At 35.1% G+C, this 20,996-nt stretch carries 21 protein-coding genes, 1 pseudogene and 1 riboswitch; of the genes and pseudogenes, 19 read left to right on the top strand and 3 right to left on the bottom strand.

From position 1 onward, the window contains the following. Positions 1 to 251: 251 nt before the first annotated feature. From MHB40_RS25170 to MHB40_RS25120, 11 genes are all read left to right on the top strand, one after another. The gene (locus MHB40_RS25170) at positions 252 to 1,715 is read left to right on the top strand and encodes a M23 family metallopeptidase (RefSeq protein ID WP_342533659.1); all 1,464 of its coding nucleotides are present in this window, start codon (positions 252 to 254) and stop codon (positions 1,713 to 1,715) included. Positions 1,716 to 1,928: 213 nt separating this feature from the next. Further along, a complete protein-coding gene (gene yycF / locus MHB40_RS25165; RefSeq protein ID WP_342533658.1) occupies positions 1,929 to 2,642 on the top strand; it encodes a response regulator YycF in 714 nt (237 codons plus the stop codon). Between the two features lie 5 nt (positions 2,643 to 2,647). Continuing rightward, positions 2,648 to 4,513 carry a cell wall metabolism sensor histidine kinase WalK gene (walK, locus tag MHB40_RS25160; protein ID WP_205446289.1) on the top strand — a complete coding sequence of 622 codons (1,866 nt, stop codon included), beginning with the start codon at positions 2,648 to 2,650 and terminating at the stop codon, positions 4,511 to 4,513. Beyond that, positions 4,510 to 5,835, top strand: coding sequence for a two-component system activity regulator YycH (yycH, locus tag MHB40_RS25155; protein WP_342533657.1), 1,326 nt, complete (start codon positions 4,510 to 4,512; stop codon positions 5,833 to 5,835). The genes walK and yycH overlap by 4 nt, the downstream gene beginning before the upstream one ends. Beyond that, on the top strand, positions 5,822 to 6,646 hold the full coding sequence (gene yycI / locus MHB40_RS25150) for a two-component system regulatory protein YycI (protein ID WP_205446287.1): 825 nt from the start codon (positions 5,822 to 5,824) through the stop codon (positions 6,644 to 6,646). Before yycH ends, yycI begins: the two co-directional genes overlap by 14 nt. Beyond that, entirely contained in the window at positions 6,646 to 7,434 is a 789-nt protein-coding gene (locus MHB40_RS25145) for an MBL fold metallo-hydrolase (protein WP_205446286.1), read from the top strand. The genes yycI and MHB40_RS25145 overlap by 1 nt, the downstream gene beginning before the upstream one ends. A 167-nt stretch (positions 7,435 to 7,601) precedes the next feature. Further along, positions 7,602 to 8,897: a trypsin-like peptidase domain-containing protein gene (locus MHB40_RS25140; protein WP_342533656.1), complete on the top strand. Its 1,296-nt coding sequence runs from the start codon at positions 7,602 to 7,604 to the stop codon at positions 8,895 to 8,897. Positions 8,898 to 9,141: 244 nt separating this feature from the next. Next, positions 9,142 to 9,306, top strand: coding sequence for a CxxH/CxxC protein (locus MHB40_RS25135; protein ID WP_342442098.1), 165 nt, complete (start codon positions 9,142 to 9,144; stop codon positions 9,304 to 9,306). Between the two features lie 90 nt (positions 9,307 to 9,396). After that, positions 9,397 to 9,876, top strand: a complete 480-nt coding sequence (rlmH, locus tag MHB40_RS25130; RefSeq protein WP_205446284.1) for a 23S rRNA (pseudouridine(1915)-N(3))-methyltransferase RlmH — start codon at positions 9,397 to 9,399, stop codon at positions 9,874 to 9,876. A gap of 198 nt (positions 9,877 to 10,074) precedes the next feature. Further along, entirely contained in the window at positions 10,075 to 10,740 is a 666-nt protein-coding gene (locus tag MHB40_RS25125) for a hypothetical protein (RefSeq protein ID WP_342533655.1), read from the top strand. Continuing rightward, a complete protein-coding gene (locus MHB40_RS25120) occupies positions 10,716 to 12,215 on the top strand; it encodes a hypothetical protein (RefSeq protein ID WP_342533654.1) in 1,500 nt (499 codons plus the stop codon). Before MHB40_RS25125 ends, MHB40_RS25120 begins: the two co-directional genes overlap by 25 nt. Before the next feature lie 102 nt (positions 12,216 to 12,317). On the opposite strand, the gene MHB40_RS25115 is transcribed toward MHB40_RS25120, so the two are convergent. Further along, positions 12,318 to 12,485 carry a hypothetical protein gene (locus tag MHB40_RS25115; RefSeq protein WP_342533653.1) on the bottom strand — a complete coding sequence of 56 codons (168 nt, stop codon included), beginning with the start codon at positions 12,483 to 12,485 and terminating at the stop codon, positions 12,318 to 12,320. Between the two features lie 2 nt (positions 12,486 to 12,487). Then, positions 12,488 to 13,783, bottom strand: a complete 1,296-nt coding sequence (locus MHB40_RS25110; RefSeq protein ID WP_342533652.1) for a hypothetical protein — start codon at positions 13,781 to 13,783, stop codon at positions 12,488 to 12,490. Positions 13,784 to 13,983: 200 nt separating this feature from the next. On the opposite strand from MHB40_RS25110, the pseudogene MHB40_RS25105 reads away from it, so the two are divergent. The 7 genes and pseudogenes from MHB40_RS25105 to MHB40_RS25075 form a co-directional block, all read left to right on the top strand. Next, positions 13,984 to 14,181 (top strand): annotated as a pseudogene (locus tag MHB40_RS25105) (hypothetical protein); the annotation flags it as partial. Further along, positions 14,171 to 14,356 carry a hypothetical protein gene (locus MHB40_RS25100; protein ID WP_205446268.1) on the top strand — a complete coding sequence of 62 codons (186 nt, stop codon included), beginning with the start codon at positions 14,171 to 14,173 and terminating at the stop codon, positions 14,354 to 14,356. The pseudogene MHB40_RS25105 and the gene MHB40_RS25100, both read left to right, overlap by 11 nt. Before the next feature lie 256 nt (positions 14,357 to 14,612). Next, positions 14,613 to 14,659, top strand: a riboswitch (PreQ1 riboswitch). Positions 14,660 to 14,783: 124 nt separating this feature from the next. Continuing rightward, positions 14,784 to 15,284: a preQ(1) synthase gene (gene queF / locus MHB40_RS25095; RefSeq protein ID WP_342533651.1), complete on the top strand. Its 501-nt coding sequence runs from the start codon at positions 14,784 to 14,786 to the stop codon at positions 15,282 to 15,284. A gap of 119 nt (positions 15,285 to 15,403) precedes the next feature. Beyond that, positions 15,404 to 16,063 (top strand): 7-cyano-7-deazaguanine synthase QueC, encoded by a 660-nt coding sequence (gene queC / locus MHB40_RS25090; protein ID WP_342442089.1) that lies wholly within the window; start codon positions 15,404 to 15,406, stop codon positions 16,061 to 16,063. A gap of 3 nt (positions 16,064 to 16,066) precedes the next feature. Next, positions 16,067 to 16,537: a 6-carboxytetrahydropterin synthase QueD gene (queD, locus tag MHB40_RS25085; protein ID WP_342533650.1), complete on the top strand. Its 471-nt coding sequence runs from the start codon at positions 16,067 to 16,069 to the stop codon at positions 16,535 to 16,537. After that, positions 16,530 to 17,258: a 7-carboxy-7-deazaguanine synthase QueE gene (queE, locus tag MHB40_RS25080; protein ID WP_342533649.1), complete on the top strand. Its 729-nt coding sequence runs from the start codon at positions 16,530 to 16,532 to the stop codon at positions 17,256 to 17,258. Before queD ends, queE begins: the two co-directional genes overlap by 8 nt. A gap of 46 nt (positions 17,259 to 17,304) precedes the next feature. After that, on the top strand, positions 17,305 to 17,844 hold the full coding sequence (locus MHB40_RS25075) for a VUT family protein (protein ID WP_342533648.1): 540 nt from the start codon (positions 17,305 to 17,307) through the stop codon (positions 17,842 to 17,844). Positions 17,845 to 17,964: 120 nt separating this feature from the next. On the opposite strand, the gene MHB40_RS25070 is transcribed toward MHB40_RS25075, so the two are convergent. Next, complete coding sequence (locus tag MHB40_RS25070) at positions 17,965 to 19,155, bottom strand: MFS transporter (RefSeq protein WP_205446262.1); 1,191 nt, start codon at positions 19,153 to 19,155, stop codon at positions 17,965 to 17,967. 236 nt (positions 19,156 to 19,391) lie between these two features. Between MHB40_RS25070 and MHB40_RS25065 the strand changes: the two genes are divergently transcribed. After that, entirely contained in the window at positions 19,392 to 20,639 is a 1,248-nt protein-coding gene (locus MHB40_RS25065) for a TerD family protein (RefSeq protein WP_342442085.1), read from the top strand. Positions 20,640 to 20,996: the final 357 nt, after the last annotated feature.

Below are 20,996 nucleotides of genomic sequence, written 5' to 3'. Positions count from 1 at the left end.
AATTAAAGAATAGTATACCCATGATATTTTTTAAATTGTATTTTAAGAACCAGTATATGAATAAAAATACAGTATTTATAAACTATATAAAATATATTCTATGTAACAATAAGTAGATAAATAATACATTTACATTACAAAAGAGCGAAATCGTTCAAACGTCATTTTCTTTATGGTACATTATAGGGGTGCAAAAAATCCTTGTGGGTAAATCATCCTACAGTAGGGTAAAGTTGGAAGGGGCTTTATTGATGAATTCGTTTTGGAATAGAAAAGAAGAAAACAATAGATTCACCTACAATTTTTCTTCTTTTAAAAAGGCTTCAATCATTGTAGTTTTAATGACAAGTCTAACGATTAATATGGGATTTGCTAAGGAATATAACAAAGAAAACTTAAATAAAATTTACCACGTTTATGTGGGGAATGAATATATTGGTGCAGTGTCTGATGAGAAAGCGATTCAAGAAATTATTGCATCAAAAGAAAAAGTAGCAAGTCAGCAATTCAAAGGTTTATCCATTGATGCTAGCTCAGCTGTTAAAATAATCCCAGAACAAGTATTTACAAATGAAACAAAAGATGCAGAAACATTATCAAAACTTAAGCAATCTTTAGTAGCTAAATCTGATGCCTTTACATTATTAGTAAATCATAAACCGGTAGTATCATTAAAGAATACGGAAGCTTATGAAAAAACGGTTCAAATGTTAAAGCTACAATATGTTTCTCAGCAAGAATTAGAGAAATTATCTAAAAACCAACAATCTAATAATAATTTACCAGAATTACAGAATGGTGAGTCCCGACTTCTAGATGTTTCTTTTAAACAAGGAGTTTCAGGATTATCACAAAAAGTTACACCAACTGATATTGTATCACCTGAGCAAGCCGTGAAATATTTAATGACAGGCTATCTTGAGCAGGAAACGTATAAAATTCAATCTGGAGATGTGTTAGGGTCGGTTGCTAAAAAACATAATTTAACAACAGGCGAACTGTTAGCTCTGAATTCTGATATTACAGTGGATACAGTTTTACAAATTGGACAAGAATTAAATGTTACTGTGGCAAAGCCGTTTGTAACACTTGAAGTAAAAAAGGAAAAGAAAGTTGCGGATATCATTCCGTTTAAAAAAGTAGTCGAAGAAGATCCTACTCTGTATAAAGGCGAAAAGGTCATCAAGCAAGAAGGTGTTAATGGAAAAAAAGAAACAACCTATGCATTAACATCTGAAAATGGTACGCAGACATCAAAAGTTGCCTTAGAGGAAAAAATCCTTCAACAACCAGTAGATGAAATTGAAGTAGTCGGTACAAAGGTTATTTCTTCACGTGGAACTGGTGAATTTGCATGGCCAGCAGTCGGGGGCTATATTTCAAGTGGTATGGGTGAACGTTGGGGAGCCTTCCATCGTGGTATTGATATCGCTCGACCAAGTAACTATAATATTTTAGCTGCTGATAATGGTGTAGTTGTTGCAGCTGGCACTTCTGGCACCTATGGTAATCGCATTGTTATTAATCACAATAATGGTTTTACAACACTTTATGGACATCTATCTTCAATCAATGTTGAAGTAGGACAAGTAGTGGAAAAAGGTTCTGTGATCGGTATTATGGGTTCCACTGGAAATTCGACAGGTACACATTTGCATTTTGAAGTTGAAAAGAACGGTTCATTAGAAAATCCGTTATCTTATGTAGGCCGATAAACATGTTGAATAGAAGGCAGTCCAAATAATGGACTGTCTTTTTCTATTATTTCCCGAGAAATAATTGTTGAAATACATCGCTTTATGTCACAGTATTAGAAGGATCGAATATCGATTAATGCATAGAATGCGAAAGCATGATAGAGTTAAGAGTAGTGAATTTACCAATACACATTGTTTAAGAATAGATAAAAAGCGAAAGGGAGAGAATGTATGAACAAAACAATTTTAGTTGTTGACGATGAGAAACCAATCGCAGATATTTTGCAATTTAATTTAATAAAAGAAGGCTATAAAGTTATTTGTGCCTATGATGGTGATGAGGCATTAAAGAAAGTAGAGGAAGAGCAACCAGATTTAATGCTTTTAGATATTATGCTGCCAAAGCGTGACGGAATGGAAGTTTGTAGAGAGGTACGTAAAAAATACGACTTCCCGATTATTATGCTAACAGCTAAAGGCTCTGAGATTGATAAAGTATTAGGGTTAGAGATGGGTGCAGATGATTATGTCACAAAGCCATTTAGTACACGAGAGCTGATTGCGCGTGTGAAGGCCAATATGCGCCGTTTACAAGTGGTCGCTCCAGCAGCAGAAGAGGCTGAGGAAGAGTCGAATGAGATTGTCGTAGGATCGCTTGTTATTCAACCAGATGCTTATTTAGTAATGAAGCGTGATGAGGCAATTGAACTGACACATCGCGAATTTGAGTTACTTCATTATTTAGGGAAATATATTGGACAAGTAATGACACGAGAGCACTTACTACAAACAGTATGGGGCTATGATTACTTTGGTGACGTACGAACTGTTGATGTAACCATTCGCCGTTTACGTGAAAAAATTGAGGATAATCCTAGTCATCCTGCTTGGATTGTCACACGACGTGGTGTAGGTTATTATTTACGAAATCCTGAACAGGAGTAATAGGAATGCAGAAAGTGAGCTTCTTTAAATCGATTCATGTCAAACTAGTACTGATTTATATTTTATTAATATTACTTGCTTTACAAATTATCGGTATCTATTTCGCTCGTGAATTAGAACGAAATTTGAAGAGCAACTTCCAAGATTCCATTTTTCAGCGAGTTGACTTGATGCAATATAGTCTTCGTGAAGAAATTTTAAAGGAACGCGATGAAAGCATGCCTAAACTAGAGGAAAGCCTAAAGTCAATTGTTATGGAGTTTTCTACTGGTTTAAGGGATGTTTCGAATGGTGATATTTTAGAAATCCGTGTTATTGATGATAGACAAAGAATACTTGCAACATCTGAGCTTGAAAATCAAAATTTAATAGGCCAACGCTCTAATACGGATCTTGTACGTCGAGCAATATCTGCTGAAACACTATTTGATATTATTAAGCTGGACAATAAAACGAGAAATCGTGTGTGGGTATTAGCGAACCCCATTCGTGCTGGTGCAGGACCAGACGATGAAATCATTGGTGTACTCTATATTGAAGCCAATATTGAATCCGTTTTTGAACAAATGAATGATATCAATCAGATTTTCCTTGGTGGTACGGCAATGTCCTTGGTCATTACCATCTTCTTAGGTATTCTTGTGGCACGAACGATTACACAGCCAATTGCTGATATGCGAAAGCAGGCTCAGGCAATGGCTAAGGGGAACTATTCTCGGAAAGTGCGTGTATATGGTACAGATGAAATCGGACAGCTAGCCGTCACCTTTAATCATCTAACCAACCGTTTACAGGAAGCACAATCGACCACAGAAGCTGAACGCCGTAAGCTAGATTCAGTTCTGAGTAATATGACAGATGGTGTTATTGCAACAGATCGTAAGGGACGTATTATTCTAATCAATGACCCTGCACTAGAATTACTGCATATTTCAAGAGATATTACATTAGGGCGTCCTATCGCCTCCGTATTGGGGATTGATCAGGAATATAGCTTTGAAGACTTAATCCATATGAATGATGCAGTCAATTTAAACTTCAGTACATCGGATGCACCCTATATACTTCGCGCTAATTTCTCTGTTATTCAAAAAGAGACGGGCTTTATTAATGGTCTGATTACAGTATTGCACGATATAACAGAGCAAGAAAAGATTGAAATGGATCGTAGGGAATTTGTATCGAATGTATCACATGAGTTAAGAACGCCATTAACAACAATGCGCAGTTATTTAGAGGCACTAGCAGATGGGGCATGGAAAGATGAAAATATTGCTCCTACATTTTTAAATGTAACGCAAACCGAAACAGAGCGTATGATCCGTCTAGTGAATGATTTATTGCAGTTATCTAGAATGGATAGTTCAGATTATGAGTTGAATAAAGATATTGTCTTATTTAATTCATTCTTTAACCGTATTATCGATCGATTTGAAATGTCTAAGTCTGACAAAGTACAGTTTGAACGATTATTCCCTGAAACATCCTTTTATGTAGAAATTGATACGGATAAGGTCACACAAGTCATTGATAATATCATTTCGAATGCTATTAAATATTCACCAGATGGTGGGAATATTCGCTTTGGCTTTACTGGACAAGAGGACATGCTGAAGGTCATGATTTCAGATGATGGCATGGGTATTCCTAAAGAAAACGTTGGTCGTATTTTTGATCGCTTCTATCGTGTGGATCGTGCTCGTGCTCGTTCTATGGGAGGAACAGGTTTGGGATTAGCTATTGCGCGGGAAATGATTGAAGCACACGGTGGTAAGATTTGGGCTGAAAGTGAAGAAGGACAGGGTACAACAATTTTCTTCACATTACCATATGATGCAGATGAATTTGGTGAGGCAGGTGAGTGGGAATGAAATATATAGAGCCGGTTAAATCTGTTGTATTATTTCTACTTGTCATGCTGAGTGTGATCTTAACCTTTTTAATTTGGACTTATACACCTGATTATAAATACATTGAAAAAACAGAGGGAGAGGAAATTTTAATTAAGCCGCAAAAAGATATGGAGGATATTATTCGCCCATACAAGGCTATTTTCCGTTCTGAAGAAGAGTTTACAGGTACGGTTTCTAACGCAGCTATGAAAGATATGATGAAAGTATTTAAAGGCTGGAATGTTTTAGATTTAGTGCCTGTAAACAACAATCTTTCTGCAAACTATGTGAATCAAATTATTGGTGCAGATCATCGGATGACTATCTTTTTTACCGGAGAGATTCCCTTTTCAGCTTTTAACACGACTTTTCAGTTCACTGATAAGGAATTACCAGAAACAACGTTCAATCGTATGATTATAGATTGGAGTAATTATAATAGCAAAGAATTAATGTTGTATTACATTAGTGGCAATAACCAATCATTATTCCGCTCACATGTCAGTGTGCCAAACATGAATCAATTTATACAGGAAGTCATTGAGCCTGCAAAAAAATATGAGATTTTTAAAGAAGTGGAGAGAGAGGGCTATACATCTCTTTATCTGGCAAACAGTAATATTGAATCTGTAAAATATACGTACTTTATTGAGGATATTACACCAGAATTATTTAAAAATGTGTTATTCCCAGATCCAAATATTGTGCAGCGTAATGTTGAAAGTGCATCCTCTGAAAAATATACAGATGGTATGTCATTAATGACCTTAGAAACAAATCTAAAATCATTAAACTATGTATATCCAGCTGCAGAAAGTAGTATTAGAGTCGAGCCTTCCAAGCTTTTAAAGGATAGCTTTGAATTTATTAATGAGCATGGAGGATTTACGGCAGATTTCCGCTATGCTTCATCCAATACCAATAAAAATCAAATAGATTATCAAATGTATCTGCAAGGTTTCCCTGTCTATAGCAATCATGTCATTACACGAATGACAACAATTTGGGGAGATAGTCGAATTTTCCATTATAAGCGTCCATACTTCTCATTGGATATGGATATATCATTAGAGAAAGAAATTAAAGAATTAGCATCTGGTGCGGAGATCGCAGAGAGATTAAAAAGCGCTAACAGTATACCTTTGTCTGATATTGATGAAATTGTCTTGGGCTATTATTTAACACAAAATCAAGAACAGAATATATTTATATTCGAACCTTGTTGGTTTGTTATTCGTAATGGTAGCTGGACTAAACTGACTCCTGAAGTATTAGGAGGTGTTAAAAATGGATTGGAATAGAACAAAATCTATTTTTATATTCGTTTTTTTAATACTTAACATCTTCTTGTATTCACTTTATGTCAATCGCTATAATGAAGCGAAAGATATTGAGGTACCTGGTGAAAGAACAATAGAAGCTCGTTTAAAAGATGACAATATTACATATGGCACATTACCAAATAATATTGAATCTGCTTCGTATATGACAGCTCAAGTGCATAAATTCACACCAGCTGAATTTAGTAATAACAACCAACAAATTAAATTTAAAGATGATAATAATACAAAGGCACGTGTTATTTTTATGAGGCCTATTAAATTACGTAATGTGAGTGATGATGCAAGCTTTACAGATTTTGCCCTTGCAAACATTATTGAAGGAGCATCTTATGCTTTATGGAAAGTAGATCGCGAAGAACGAGTAGCGATTTTTTTCCAAAAGACAAACAACCGAATGTTCTATTATAGCGGTTCATTAAAAATCAAATGGAATGCAAATAACGAAGTAACAATGTATGAACAAACAATGATTGATAATATTGAAGAAATGGAACAGCAGGAAACAGTTATTCCACCACTTCAAATTATTCAAACTTTGTATGCAAAAGGACCGCTCAAGCCAGACTCGCGCATTACACAAATGAAACTAGGTTACTCAACGCTTGTTAAATTGACACGTACACAGGTATTGGTGCCAACATGGGAAGTTCAAGTGAAATTATCTGATGGGACAAAAGAGGAGTACTTTGTGAATGCAGTAGAAGGAAAAGTCATCGAAATCCAGGAGGACAAGCAAGAGAGCGAAGAAGAAGACTGGGGAGTTGAATAATGCGATTTAGTGTTTTAGCAAGTGGCAGTACAGGGAATTCGATTTATGTAGAGAATGACGATCATGCTTTTATCGTCGATGCGGGTCTTAGTGGGAAAAAGATGGAGCAACTCTTTACAAAAATCGACCGTAATATGAAGCAACTCAGTGGTATCTTTGTTACACATGAGCATAGTGATCATATTAAAGGAATTGGTGTACTGGCACGAAAATATCATGTACCAATTTACGCAAACGCCAAAACGTGGCAGGCGATGGACGGGCTTGTGGGTGACATTCCTGTTGAGCAACGTTTTGAATTTGAAATGGATACAGTGAAGCATTTTGGTTCTTTAGCTGTTGAATCCTTTGCCGTTTCACACGATGCAGCAGATCCAATGTTCTACACTTTTCATGAAAATGATCGCAAGCTAGTCATTATTACAGATACGGGCTATGTTAGTGATCGTATGAAAGGAATTATCCGCGGCGCAGATTCTTTTGTCTTTGAAAGTAATCATGATGTCAATATGCTTCAAATGGGACGGTATCCTTGGTCTATTAAACGTCGTATTTTAAGCGATGTAGGACATGTGTCTAATGAGGATGCAGCGATCGCTATGAGTGAGGTTGTATTTGATAAGACGACCAATATTTATCTTTCACATTTAAGTAAAGATAATAATATGAAAGAGCTAGCACGTATGAGTGTCGCACAAACTTTGCAATCTTGTGGCATCCTTGTTGGTGAGCATGTTCATCTTTATGATACGGATGCAGAAGAACCAACAAAATTAGTCACAGTTTAATCATAAGCTATTTAGGCAAAACTTGAAGCTGTTCAATGCATTTAAAAAAATGCATTGGGCAGCTATTTTTATGCCCATTTTATTTGTTTTTCATCTGATTTTAATGTTTGAATCGTAAGATTAGGGTAACAATTAACAAATAGCAATCAAAGGAAAGGATGAAGAACATGAGCTATTTCCAAGATGATGATAAAAACAGTGATTTCTTAAAAAATGATGAAGTACCGAAATCACCTCTTCAAGAAAGACTAGAGCGTGAGGAGCAAGAAATGCAGACTAAGCGTCTTAAAAAGAAAGGTGGCGGAGGAAAAGGCGGCTATTTCTTTAGTGGTCTGATTGGCGTCATTATAGGTGCTTTACTTGTATGGCTTATGCTACCGGGACTTGTCAACCAAATGCCTGGGACAACATCAAGTAATATAGAGAAAAATAACCCAACAATTAATCAAGTAGCAACAGAAATAACGACAGATGTGACAACAGCAGTTGATAAAGCCTCACCCGCAGTTGTTGGCATCACAAACATTCAAGAAGTCACAAGCGGAGGCTTTTGGAGTCCATCATCAACGACAACAAAAGAGGCAGGAAGCGGATCAGGTGTTATTTATAAAATCGAAGGTGACAAAGCCTTTATTGTCACAAATAACCACGTTATTGAAGGGGCAAAACAGTTAGAGGTCACAATGCCGGATGGAACAAAAGAACCTGCACAATTAGTAGGTCTAGACGTTTGGACAGACCTTGCTGTTATTTCAATAAGCTCAAAGAATGTAAAAACAGTAGCAACTTTCGGTAACTCTGATGTGCTAAAACAAGGCGAAACAGTTATAGCAATCGGTAATCCACTTGGCTTAGATTTCTATGGCTCTGTTACAAAAGGTGTTGTTTCTGGTAAAGACCGTTCTGTACCAGTAGACTTAAATGGTGATGGGACAGAAGACTGGCAACAAGAAGTGTTACAAACAGATGCAGCAATTAACCCAGGGAACAGTGGTGGAGCACTAGTGAACTTAGCCGGGGAATTAGTAGGGATTAACTCCATGAAAATTGCTGAATCCTCTGTTGAAGGTTTAGGTTTCTCTATTCCTATTAACTCAGCTATTCCAATTATTGAGGAATTAGAGAAAAACGGTAAAATGGAACGTCCAACAATGGGAGTTTCTTTAGCAGATTTAACAGATGTGCCATCATTCTATCAGCAACAAACATTAAAATTACCTACAGAAGTGACAACGGGTGTTGTGGTAACAGATGTAATCAATAACTCAGCAGCATCAAAAGCAGGAATCCAACAATATGATGTTATTGTTGAAATGGATGGTCAAAAAATCGAAACAACTATTGATTTACGCAAACATTTATATAATGACAAAAAAATTGGTGATAAATTAACGTTAAAAGTTTACCGTCAAGGTAAATTAGTCGAACTATCACTAACATTAACAAACGGTAATACAATGTAAACAATATGAAGAGCGGTGGAGATTTAATCAATCTCCATCGTTTTTTTGTGAGGATGGAGAAAATACTTTTATGAAATATTGTGGATAACTAGAAAATTGTGAATACTAATGCTACACAGGAAATCGTGAGTAAAAGGCACTTCTTCCATACATGCCATTCCTTTGTTACAATAGATTGTGGATAACATAGACTGATTTGTGAATAAGTTTGTGGAAATTTCGGAAAATAAGGAGACATCAGAAAATGGAAAAATACAGCTGTGAAAGCCATATAAATCACGCTTTAGACATGTTTGTAGCAGAACAAAAAGTGTTCCCAATTATGGATAAAATCGAAGAGGGTAAAAAGTTATCCACAAAGTGTAGCTACTGTGAACAGCCAGCAGAATATATTGTATCAAGTAAATAACTTTACACAATATATAGAAGTAACATGTGGATATGTTGATAACTTTTGTGGATAATTTGTTTGTAAATGAATTGTAAAGGTGGATAACGTGTGAATATAACGATTGTATCAGTCGGCAAACTAAAAGAAAAGTACTTAAAAATGGGGATCGATGAGTACGTAAAACGTCTTGGCGGCTATGCAAAAATGGATTTGATTGAAGTGCCAGACGAAAAGGCACCTGAACAACTAAGTGAAGCTGAAATGGACATCGTCAAGAAAAAAGAGGGAGAACGCATCCTAGCGAAAATCAGTCCAGATGCCTACGTAATCGCCCTAGCCATCAACGGAAAAATGAAAACCTCCGAGCAAATGGCAGCTGATATCGAATCTCTCATGACCTACGGCAAAAGCAAAATCGCCTTCGTCATCGGCGGCTCCCTCGGTCTGCATGATGATGTGTTAAAGCGTGCAGATGAGCAGCAATCATTTGGTAAGATGACACTTCCTCACCAGCTCATGAAGCTCGTGCTAGTCGAGCAGATTTATCGTAGTTTTAGGATTATGAAGGGTGAACCGTATCATAAATAAGTGTGGTTTTAAGAAAATTTCTTAATAATTTACTTCCTTTTTTAGGAATGGAAATTAAAATATAAATAGAGGAGGTAGATTATTATTAATTATTTAAGTGAACTTTTAATAGGAACTATAGGAGAAAACGAAATTTCAGACGTAACAAAAATTAGAAATAATTTATCGGATACTATTAATAATTTTTGTATTGAATTATTGGATTTAGATTTAGAAAATAGTAAACAAAGGTTACTAGCTCCTTTTTATGCTAGAACAATTTTAGAAGCTAGTATGACTTTACTGTTATTAAGGGTTGACCCGTTTAGGATATTATCCATTTATAAAGTTCAATCTTCCTCAAAGTATGATGTTACAAAAAAGTCTAATGTTGCGTTATTATGGACAGGTGATATTATTGCCGTATCTAAAGCTAAAGAGGATATTTGGAATCCAGAAAATAAGGTTTCAGATTTTGATAGGGCTTTACTTGGGAGACACTGGGGAGAATTGTTATGGATTCCTACATTAACAAAATTACAAGATCATATTGCAGAAAAACAAATAGAAAGTAATTGGTTAAACAATTTCTTAAGTGAAGAAGCAATAGCATATTATGAACGTATAAAGACAGATTCAATGAAATTGTTCTCATTTTTTTCAAAAGGGATACATTATGAGTTCTTAATAGATATTGAAAGTGCATATGACAATTTAACAATGCAAAATAATTTATATTCTATGTTCCAAAAACTGGCCTTACTTGCATTAGTTAGTCATTTTGATCCTAGTGTAAATCATAATATAAATAAAGAAGATTCAACAACTTTATTTCTAAAAATAGAGGAGGAGATCGAAAAATGGTATACGAAAATGAAACCGTAAATTTATTACTAGCGGCTGAGGATTTCTCCAATGAAGAGTTTGTCCGAAATCACCATTTCCTTTCCTATGAAGAAAGTATAATAAAAAATTTAATGGCCCATGGACCAATTTTATTAAAAGGCGGGCGTGGTACAGGGAAAAGTGCATTATTAAGAGAAGCGGCTAGAAGATTAGATGAAGAACCATATAAAAATGAAGTTTTAGGAATTTATTTAAGTTTAAGACATCTCCCACTATTACGTACAAGAGGTAAGATTTATGAAGTAGAGTTACTAAGAATATTAAGTGATAAAGTTAATGAGGTCACACAACAAAAATATAATATAGAATTCCCTAGTGTCTATGAAGTATATGACATGCACAATAATTTAACCAATTTATCACTTAAAATTGATAAAAGAATAGTTTTATTATTAGATGATGCGGCTCATATTGGAAGAGAGGCATCTTTAGAAGAGTTTTTTGATATTTTTAGAACTTTATCTAGTAGTAGAGTATCTTGTAAAGCAGCAATTTATCCCGGAGTGACTAGGTTTGGCAGTAGATTTGATATTTATAATGATGCAACTGTAATTGAAATTCAGCGTAGAGAAGGAAAACCAGGATTCAATGAGTTTTTTCAAGCTATAATGGAAACGCGTTTTCCAAAATCAAGAAATAAGGATGTTTTTGTTAACGAGTTAGATATAAAAAAGGTTTCAAATTTTCTAGGTATGGCTGTAGTTGGAAATGTGAGGTCTTATGTTAAACTTTGTGGAACGTTATTTGCAAATGGTGTTTATAAAGGTATTGGTTACACCAAAATATCAGAGACTTTATTAGAAGTAAGTAGTGACTATTATTGGCCGATGATTGAGGAAATTAAATTAAAATTAGGAGTTTATGAACCTCTAATTGAGCCTGCACAAGAATTTGCAGATATAATTTACTCACAATGTGGTCAAAAAGAGGTTCCCACATGTATTATACATCGAGATATAATGCTGAAAACAAATAAATTATTGGAAATTCTTGAATATACCGGTTTTTTATCTAAGCGTGAAGCTTCAAGGGGAATGAAATCAGGGGGAAGAGGAGCTAGATATTTTGTTAATTTATGTAATTTATTGGAGAAAGTTCCTGGTTCACGTTTGACAAAAGAATTATTTGAAGAGTGGGAAGGAAACAGGAAAGAGGATATACAATTTTCTAAATCCAGTGTTTTAGGTAAATATGATTTTGATTTAAAAATTGATTCTGATGGTGTAGATGATGTGCTTAGTATTTTAGAGTTGCCGATTGATAAACTGAAAAAATCTAATGTATTTCCTTATGGAATTACAGATAATAAATTAGAATTATTAGAATCAAATGGTTATAAAACCGTTTACGATTTAGCAAATGCTAGTGATGGGGACATTTTAAAAATAGATGGAATTGGTAGTAAAACTTTAGAAAGATTTAAAAGTGTATTAGGTCAAGCGATTTGGATGTAAATTAACCGCTTATAGATCAGTCACGGAGAGCCTTATCATAAGTAACTGCGGAAAATTAAGAAACCAGAACTGTTAACTTAAATAGTTCTGGTTTTAATCGATTTATAATTTATTTTTAGTTGTATTTTCTTTGTTATTTAAGTATTTAAGAAAAATGGAATCTATAAATGTCTCTTCATCAGTGATAGTTATATCTTTTTCTACAGTGCTATCATTGATATCTAAAAAACGATTTTCTAAATCTAAAATAGCATAATCTAATTTTGACATATTTAATCCTCCTTAAAATATTTATTATAAAAAGAATGATTTATTTCTGGAGTAAAATAGTGTTTTCTTTTAATCCATACAAAACCATCCCCCTTAGTAATTAATGCGACATCGATAGGCCCACCTACAGTTTCTAAAGCATCAGATGACTTTCTTTTAAAAGAAGTTATATGTATTAATGTTTCTGCCATTTCACTTAATTCTTCTTTTGGAAGGATTTTTACAATGTTTTTTATTGGTTTTCGGAAATTATTTTCTTGATAATTCCTGCTTAATTCTATGAAGCTATTGTTTTTATTTTGTAATAAATGATTAGTTGTTTCAAGAAGTTCATTAACTTTAATAGGATTATTAAAAGTGGTCTTGATACTTTCTTCTAGAACATTAAGAATATTTTTATCTAACTGTTTAAGCACCCTTAGTTGATATCTTTCTAAGTTTGGGTCTATGCCATTTAGAAATAACTCAACAACTTCACTTTGAGCAAAAGGAAGAATAGTATTGTATTGTTCTTCAGATGAATCTGTAATTGAAGCGTCTGAAATTTTTAATGTTCCTTCAACAATACCATCAATTTTAAAATCAAAAACAAGTGGTAGTACTTCATCTTCACCAAATCCTGCAATAACAATTCCTGTTGAATATGGTGAGAATTCTTTAATTAAATGATTCCAAACATTATTAAGTATTTTAGTGAAAATTTCTTCGGAAAAAATTAGACTTTTGAATATATGATTAACTAAGCCATTAATATGACTTTCTAATTCATTTGAAATTGTATCGGTATCTTCAAAACAATCTAAAATATTTTTTTTATCTAATCGGTCAGTTTCATTATCTAACATTTTCTCTAGTAATTCTTCAGAAAAAATTAAAAGTTGTTTTCCGGATAAATTCTTTTCTTCAGAAGTAGCTTTTAAGCTTCGTATATACTTAGAGTAGAACTGTTCTAGATATGCATTAATTACTTGAAGTAGATGTTTATCAACTTCTCTATTGGTACAAATCTGAGAATAACCATTATCTACAAGAAATTCAATAAAAGCATTTCCATAGTCGATTAGATTAGGGTGTTTAGATTCACCTAAATTTTTCCTGAAAAGTTTTATAATTGTTTCGAAGGGAACCCCTACAAAACTTGCATTATTATATATCATGATTCCTACAGGAGCATATTTAGATAGAGCAAACAATTTATTGGCACTGTTATATATTTTTTTGCCATTTCCAATTGTTACAGCACTATCTGCACCTAATGCCACACCAAGTTTATTTATAACGCAAATCTCTGCTGTCATATTATACCTCCTTTTCTTTATAATAACTTAAGATAGTTTTTAATTATATAGTATATTTTTGGCCTTAGTCACATTAGGGTGAACTGTATCATAAGTAAGTGTGATTTTTAAAAAACAGTCATATTTGCATGAAGCGAATGTGACTGATCTGATTTGATTTGAATCTCTACTAAAGTATCTATTTAAAGGATGTTTTTAAGATTACGAGTGATAATGGTATAATTATAGCTTCAACAAATAACGTGAACTTTGAAATGAGAAAGTTTAAAACATTTATTGATAAAGCATTCAAAGAGACAAATACACGTTACAAAATACTAGAACAACATCAGATGCCTGAGGATTTTGCTGTTCCACATTATTTTATAGACAAAAAGGATGAATGTAATGAAATATAATAAATCAATTATGCTAAAGCTAATCAATGAACATCGAACGTTGCATGATGAATTAAAAAAGCTAAAATCCGAAATGGGTTTAGAGAAAAATTTTGCAGTAAAGGCATTGTATCATTCATATGTTGCAGAGGATGGTCCTTATATGAAAGAATATCAGGACTTAGAGCGATTATAAATCGGGGTGCTACTAACAAATGGTTAGAAGGATAAGTGGAAATCTTTAGTTTAAATGATTCAAGAATTTCGGAAACACTTTTTCTATTTTCATTAAAACCACACTTTATTATGATACAGTTCTCCATGACTAGTCTAAATGCAGTTTTCATATTGCTTGTAAGTCGTATTCCATAGGGTAAGATTTTATAAAAAATCTATTTGACGTGCTGTACTATTTTTTGTACGATATTGAAGAAAAGAATGCCCGGACTAGAACGGGAGAGGTTCATAGCTGATACCCTCTATAAAAAACTATGGAAACATGACAATATGCCATGTCCATATCGGACGTGGCTTTTTTATGTTTTTACTTATGTTTTAATAGACTGATTGGTGATGCCTCTCTTGAAAAGTGTTGGGAAACATTTTTACAAGGAGGTTTTTTTATGTCTGGCAGAAGTCATGAAGAAGGATTAAAGGATTTAACCCTATTAGGTAATCAAGGTACAAAGTATTCCTATGATTATGCACCTGAGGTATTGGAGGCAGTGGATAATCTACATGCCAATCGAGATTATTTCGTTAAGTTTAATTGTCCAGAGTTCACTAGTTTATGCCCGCTGACAAATCAGCCGGATTTTGCCACGATGTACATCTCGTATATCCCGGATAAAAAAATTGTTGAGAGTAAATCACTAAAATTGTATTTATTCAGTTTTAGAAATCACGGCGATTTCCATGAAGATTGCGTCAATATCATTATGAATGATTTAATTGCATTGCTTGATCCACGATATATCGAGATTTGGGGGAAATTTACTCCACGTGGGGGTATCTCGATCGATCCATGGTGTAACTATGGGAAGCCAGGAACGAAATATGAAGAAATCGCCAATTATCGTTTAATGAACCACGATCTTAATCCAGAAAAAATTGATAATCGATAAATGAAGATTTGAATAGTTCAATCAAGAAAGAGGTTTTTAGCTACCCTCTTTAAAAAACTAAGAAGAAAGCAGCACTTTTTCTTAGAGTGCTGTTTTTTTGATATAAGGGAGTTTTATAGATGAAGCAGGAAAAAGCAATTGTTGTATTTAGTGGGGGTCAGGACAGTACAACTTGTTTGTTTTGGGCAAAAGAACGTTTTGAAGAGGTTGAGGCAGTCACTTTTGATTATGGTCAAAGGCATCGTCTTGAAATTGAATGTGCAAAAGAGATAGCGAGTGAACTTGGAATCAGGCATCATATTCTTGATATGTCACTCCTGAACCAGCTTGCTCCGAATGCTTTGACACGACAAGATATTAAAGTAGAAGACGGAGATAATGGTGAGCTGCCATCGACTTTTGTTCCTGGTCGAAATCTTCTCTTTCTTTCATTTGCAGGTGTTTTAGCGAGTCAAGTAGGAGCTAAGCATATCGTGACTGGCGTTTGTGAAACAGATTTTAGCGGATATCCAGATTGCCGAGATGTTTTTATTAAATCCTTAAATGTAACGTTAAATTTATCGATGGATGATTCTTTTGTAATTGATACACCATTGATGTGGCTGAATAAGGCACAGACATGGGAGCTTGCTGATCAGTTCGGGGCATTGGACTTTGTTCGAGAAAGAACGTTGACTTGCTATAACGGTGTCATAGCTGATGGTTGCGGTGAATGCCCAGCATGTAAACTACGAAAAAAAGGACTTGATGAGTATTTGCGTTATAGGAAGGAGTCTTAAGGCATGTCAGATTTTAAAATCGTCGAGAGACTTCAAAAAATTGATGTGGATATTCAAAGAAATCAATTGAACTATCATGCAAAGCGTGTTCTCGTAAGCAAGGAATTTACCTTCGATGCTGCTCATCATTTACATGATTATGAAGGGAAATGTAAAAATCTGCACGGTCATACCTATCGTGTAGTATTAGGGCTGAGTGGCTACACAGATGAACGTGGTTTGCTGATTGATTTTGGCGATATAAAAGAAATATGGAAACAAAAAATAGAGATTCATTTAGATCACCGCTATTTAAATGAAACACTTCCACCTATGAATACGACGGCAGAGAATATAGTTGTGTGGATTTACGAAAAGTTGACAGTGGCCTTGCTTGATGAAGGATATAACGGTGCGCGTGTAGAGTTTATCAAACTTTATGAAACTCCGACAAGCTATGCAGAAGCGAGACGGGAGTGGATGGAAGTTGAGTAAGATACCTGTGATTGAAATCTTTGGACCAACAATTCAAGGTGAGGGAATGGTCGTTGGCCAGAAGACCATGTTTGTGAGAACTGCAGGATGTGATTACTCCTGTTCTTGGTGTGATTCATCGTTTACGTGGGATGGCAGTGGAAAGCATCTTATTGTCCAAATGACAGCGGAAGAGATTTGGGCTGAGTTGAAACGACTGGGGGGCAATGGTTTTTCATTTGTCACGATTTCAGGAGGCAATCCTGCACTCAATCCGAATTTAGCAGAGCTCATTGCCATTTTAAAAGAAAATGACATGAAAATCGGGGTAGAAACACAGGGGAGTAGGTGGCAGAAATGGATGTATGAGATTGATGAACTGACAATTTCACCAAAGCCACCTAGTTCTGGAATGACCACAGACTATTCTGTGCTTTCTTATATCTTCGAAAAACTTAAAGATCGAAACAGCAATCACCATGTATCCCTCAAAATAGTCGTTTTTAATCAAGAGGATTACGATTATGCTAAACAAATTCACCATCGATATCCAATGATTCCTTTTTATCTTCAAGTCGGTAATGATGATCTCACGACAACTGATAATTCACAATTAATTATGCATTTATTGGATAAATATCATGCGCTGATTGATAGAGTAATGAAAGATGAAGAATTAAGAGATGTTAAAGTACTGCCACAGTTACATGCCCTTGTTTGGGGGAATAAAAGAGGTGTATAGTGTGCCATTACGAAAAAGCTTTTAAATTTACTTGAGGAGTAATAGTATGAGCGTATTATTTTATTTATTATCTATTGTTATCGCTAATGTGGTAACGGCAGCATTTGCACCATTGCACTTTGGTATGTTTATTGTTCCAATGGGGACACTTTTAATTGGGGCGACCTTTATTTTTCGTGACCTAGTACAAAATAAATATGGTAGAGCAAAAACGTATGTATTTATTATTACAGCTTTAATTTTATCAGCAGTGGTATCATTCCTACTGGGAGATACACTTTTGATTGTAGTAGCATCAGCGCTATCATTTGTTGTCGCTGAAACGGCTGATACAGAAATCTATACTCGATTAAAATTACCAATGGCTTGGCGTGTGTTCTACAGTGGAATTGTTGGAGGCTTTCTAGATTCTGCAATTTTCGTAGTAATCGGCTTAAGTCCACTTGGCGCCAATATATTGCCATGGGAAGCGGTACCTGCCACTATTTTGGGGCAAATTATTGTGAAGACGATTATTCAAATGGTTGGTGCAATCATTTTAAATAAAGTTGGACCAATGAAAGAAAAACATCTCATTTCAGGATAATTCTTTGAAATAGCCTTCCTTATTATGAAGATTCGTATCACAAGTAATTGTTTTAATAACAGGCCCATTCACTTTATGCGAATGGGTCTGTTTGATTTATATTCTTACTAAAGTGCATCTTTATGCCATTTTCTTTTGTTTATGATCTAAATGATAACTAAAGAAAGTTAGCAGACTTGCACAGACGGCAACTATACCACCGACCCATGTGACATTCATCAAATTTCCTTGATGATACACAATTCCGCCTAATGCAGACCCAAAGGCGATGCCTACGTTACTTGCCACTGGCATAAGAGAAGCAGCGAGTCCTTTAGCATCTGGTTTATAAATTTCGGCCAAATCTATTAAATAAAGCTGAGTAGATGTTGTTAAGAGGATGGCCATTAGTGACATTAATCCGATGTTTGCTAGTCCTAAAATAAAATGATTTGTCGTCCAAAATAAAGTTGTCAGTACAATTGCTTGGACGAGAAAAACAAACCGAAGTCGACCTATGGCATTGTGACTGGCAATTTTACTGGCAAGAATGTTGCTGAAAATCGAAAGAAACCCGTAACCGAATAAGATTAAACTGATAGAATTATTTGGTGCACCCATCCCCTTTAAAATAGGAACAAGGTACGTAAAGACTGCATAGGTTGCACCAAACCCAAGCGCAGGAATGAAAAAGGCAATTAAAATTCGTGGTTGGATTAGTAAAGAAAATTGATCGCGTATCGAGCTTCGTACTTGGCTGAGTCGAGTAGGTAAGACAAAAAAAGATGCCGCAAACGCCAACCCTCCGAGAAGAGTGGTTAACATGAAAGTGGCATTCCAGCCGTACCATTCGGCGATAACAATTCCAATGGGTACGCCAACTACATTTGCCAGTGTGAAACCACCGAAAACGAATGATATAGCAAGGCCGCGTTTGTTAGTCGGCATGGTTTCGCTTGCAACAATCATGGCTAGAGAGATCAATACGCCTGTTACAATCGCTGTCATAACCCGAAGTATAAGGAGCATACTATAGCTCGTTGAAATTACGCACAGAGCATTTAAGGCAATGAAGGAACCTATCAAAAACAGCATCCATTTACGCTTTGGAAAATGGCTTGTTGCTGACATCACGAGTGGTGTGGCTATGGCAAATGTAATAGCGAACGCAGAAACGAGTGTGCCTGCTTTTGCATTTGTCATATGAAGGCTTGAAGAAATATCAGTTAAGATCCCGACAATAACAAATTCGCTTGTCCCAAGAACAAATGTTAATAATGCTAGTGTTAAGATAAGTAACCAATGTCGCTTGGATAACTGTGTATGATGCATAAATACCTCTTTCTTAGATGAATGTAACTGTGTTACTTAGTAGACACAATTTAAACATCATAGCATAAAATGTTTTTATGAGAAATTAGATTGGTTTTCCTTATATGTTGTCAGTATTTGTTTCCAACGATTCCCCTTAAGAAGGATTTTGTAAATATTACTCGAATTTTCTATTGGAAGATTAACTTTAAAATTGTTTGATGTGTATAAATAATAAGGGGAAAAGGGGGATTCACATGATTCAATTCCTTCAGATGGGAGAAAATACAGTTATAAGTTCCCAAAAAGGTAGTGTTACTATTAGCTACGAAATGTCTAATTTGGTCGATATTTCGTTAACTGCATTTCTTTTAACGGATGCAAACAAGGTACAAGGAGATAACGGAATTATATTTTATAATCAACCAACTAGCATATCTGGTGCAGCTACCCTGATACCATCTGAGAATGTAGGGAATATAAAAATACATAAAATGAATTTTGACATGAGTAAAATTCCTGAAGGTATTACTAAAATAGCAATAACACTTACAGAAGATAATAGCCGAGGTTTTTCAAATGTGAAAAATTTAAAGGCAGAGATATGTACTGATAGCACTGTTATCGATTTAGCGCCATCTAAGTTCGCAAATGAGAATGGAATAGTAGTATTAGAATTATATCTAAGGAATAGTCAGACAAAGGTGAGATCTATTTGGCGTGGATTTGATTCTGGGTTAGAGGGGTTATGTAAAAATTACGGTGTTGAAGTTGAACCTGATGAACAAAACAAGCTTTCTGAATCTACAACTATAAAAAAACAAACACCGAGAGAACCTGATAAATCACTAACTGTTCAGGAAAATACAAATAGACAAAACATGTTGTCACCGATAAATCTTGAAAAGGTAAAGGGGAATGTCAGTCTTACCAAAGGTCAAAAGCCAGTTATCATTGATAAAACGCCTGAAATTACTGCTACGGTATCTTGGAAAACTGGTACTGACTACGATATATATGCTTTAGTCTATACAAAGGATGGTCAGCAGATCGATGTAGCTATGTTTGGGGCGAAAAAAACACCTCCACTGAGGAGTTTTGGCAACGGAGTAGTCGAACACATGGGGGATGTTGGGAGAGCTGGTGGATCAACGAAAACTGAAGTAATCAAATTGAGACTAAATAATAATGTTCTGGCAGTTGTTCCTGTCGTTTACTCCGCTCAATCAAATGGCACAGGCTCATTCTACAGGTATAAGGTGTCCATGAGTATAGATAATCATAATGGAACCTCCGTTACTATTTTCGCTAAAAATGCCAATAATAATGATAGAATTTATTCCTGTGTGCCTGGAATACTTCATAATACTCCGGATGGCGTGATTATCAGTCCATTAGAGCTTTATAGTGAACCGAATTCAGAACGTAGACCTCAACTGAAGATGGGGTCCTCTAATATGGTAGAAGTTCTAATGGATAAAGGTCCAATCAATGATTACAAGTAAAAGCAAATACAAGGGAGATTGGCTATAGCCAATCTCCCTTAGTGTTGAAAAACAAAACCATCAATAGAATTTTTGTGAAAGGTGAAAATGGTTTCCGTTACAGGCTACTTGCTTTCCTGTGGGCGAGCGCCGAATCGCTTCCTCCGCTACCGCTCCGTTTAGAGTTTTGCCTGTCTCGCTATCCCACGGGAGTCAAGTAGCCCTCCACTCCAACCTACAAAATGTTAACTTTTTAGAAAAGGTCTTCAAATAAAGTGAAGGTCTTCACTACCCATTTTATGGAGGGTTTTTGACACTCATCACTTCTTCGCAATGAAATTAAGAGTCTATCCTTTCTCTAATCATACAAATAATAGG

Source organism: Lysinibacillus sp. FSL K6-0057, assembly GCF_038630885.1.
Lineage (GTDB): Bacteria > Bacillota > Bacilli > Bacillales_A > Planococcaceae > Lysinibacillus > Lysinibacillus fusiformis_F.
This window is presented reverse-complemented; position numbering and strand designations above follow the sequence as displayed.

Coding starts and splice junctions, on each gene's coding strand:
- MHB40_RS25145 (WP_205446286.1), top strand. CDS start 6,646: ATGCGATTTAGTGTTTTAGCAAGTGGCAGTACAGGGAATTCGATTTAT.
- MHB40_RS25120 (WP_342533654.1), top strand. CDS start 10,716: ATGGTATACGAAAATGAAACCGTAAATTTATTACTAGCGGCTGAGGAT.
- walK (WP_205446289.1), top strand. CDS start 2,648: ATGCAGAAAGTGAGCTTCTTTAAATCGATTCATGTCAAACTAGTACTG.
- MHB40_RS25170 (WP_342533659.1), top strand. CDS start 252: ATGAATTCGTTTTGGAATAGAAAAGAAGAAAACAATAGATTCACCTAC.
- MHB40_RS25110 (WP_342533652.1), bottom strand. CDS start 13,783: ATGACAGCAGAGATTTGCGTTATAAATAAACTTGGTGTGGCATTAGGT.
- yycF (WP_342533658.1), top strand. CDS start 1,929: ATGAACAAAACAATTTTAGTTGTTGACGATGAGAAACCAATCGCAGAT.
- MHB40_RS25115 (WP_342533653.1), bottom strand. CDS start 12,485: ATGTCAAAATTAGATTATGCTATTTTAGATTTAGAAAATCGTTTTTTA.
- MHB40_RS25065 (WP_342442085.1), top strand. CDS start 19,392: ATGATTCAATTCCTTCAGATGGGAGAAAATACAGTTATAAGTTCCCAA.
- yycH (WP_342533657.1), top strand. CDS start 4,510: ATGAAATATATAGAGCCGGTTAAATCTGTTGTATTATTTCTACTTGTC.
- MHB40_RS25075 (WP_342533648.1), top strand. CDS start 17,305: ATGAGCGTATTATTTTATTTATTATCTATTGTTATCGCTAATGTGGTA.
- MHB40_RS25140 (WP_342533656.1), top strand. CDS start 7,602: ATGAGCTATTTCCAAGATGATGATAAAAACAGTGATTTCTTAAAAAAT.
- queF (WP_342533651.1), top strand. CDS start 14,784: ATGTCTGGCAGAAGTCATGAAGAAGGATTAAAGGATTTAACCCTATTA.
- queD (WP_342533650.1), top strand. CDS start 16,067: ATGTCAGATTTTAAAATCGTCGAGAGACTTCAAAAAATTGATGTGGAT.
- queC (WP_342442089.1), top strand. CDS start 15,404: ATGAAGCAGGAAAAAGCAATTGTTGTATTTAGTGGGGGTCAGGACAGT.
- MHB40_RS25135 (WP_342442098.1), top strand. CDS start 9,142: ATGGAAAAATACAGCTGTGAAAGCCATATAAATCACGCTTTAGACATG.
- yycI (WP_205446287.1), top strand. CDS start 5,822: ATGGATTGGAATAGAACAAAATCTATTTTTATATTCGTTTTTTTAATA.
- MHB40_RS25100 (WP_205446268.1), top strand. CDS start 14,171: ATGAAATATAATAAATCAATTATGCTAAAGCTAATCAATGAACATCGA.
- MHB40_RS25070 (WP_205446262.1), bottom strand. CDS start 19,155: ATGCATCATACACAGTTATCCAAGCGACATTGGTTACTTATCTTAACA.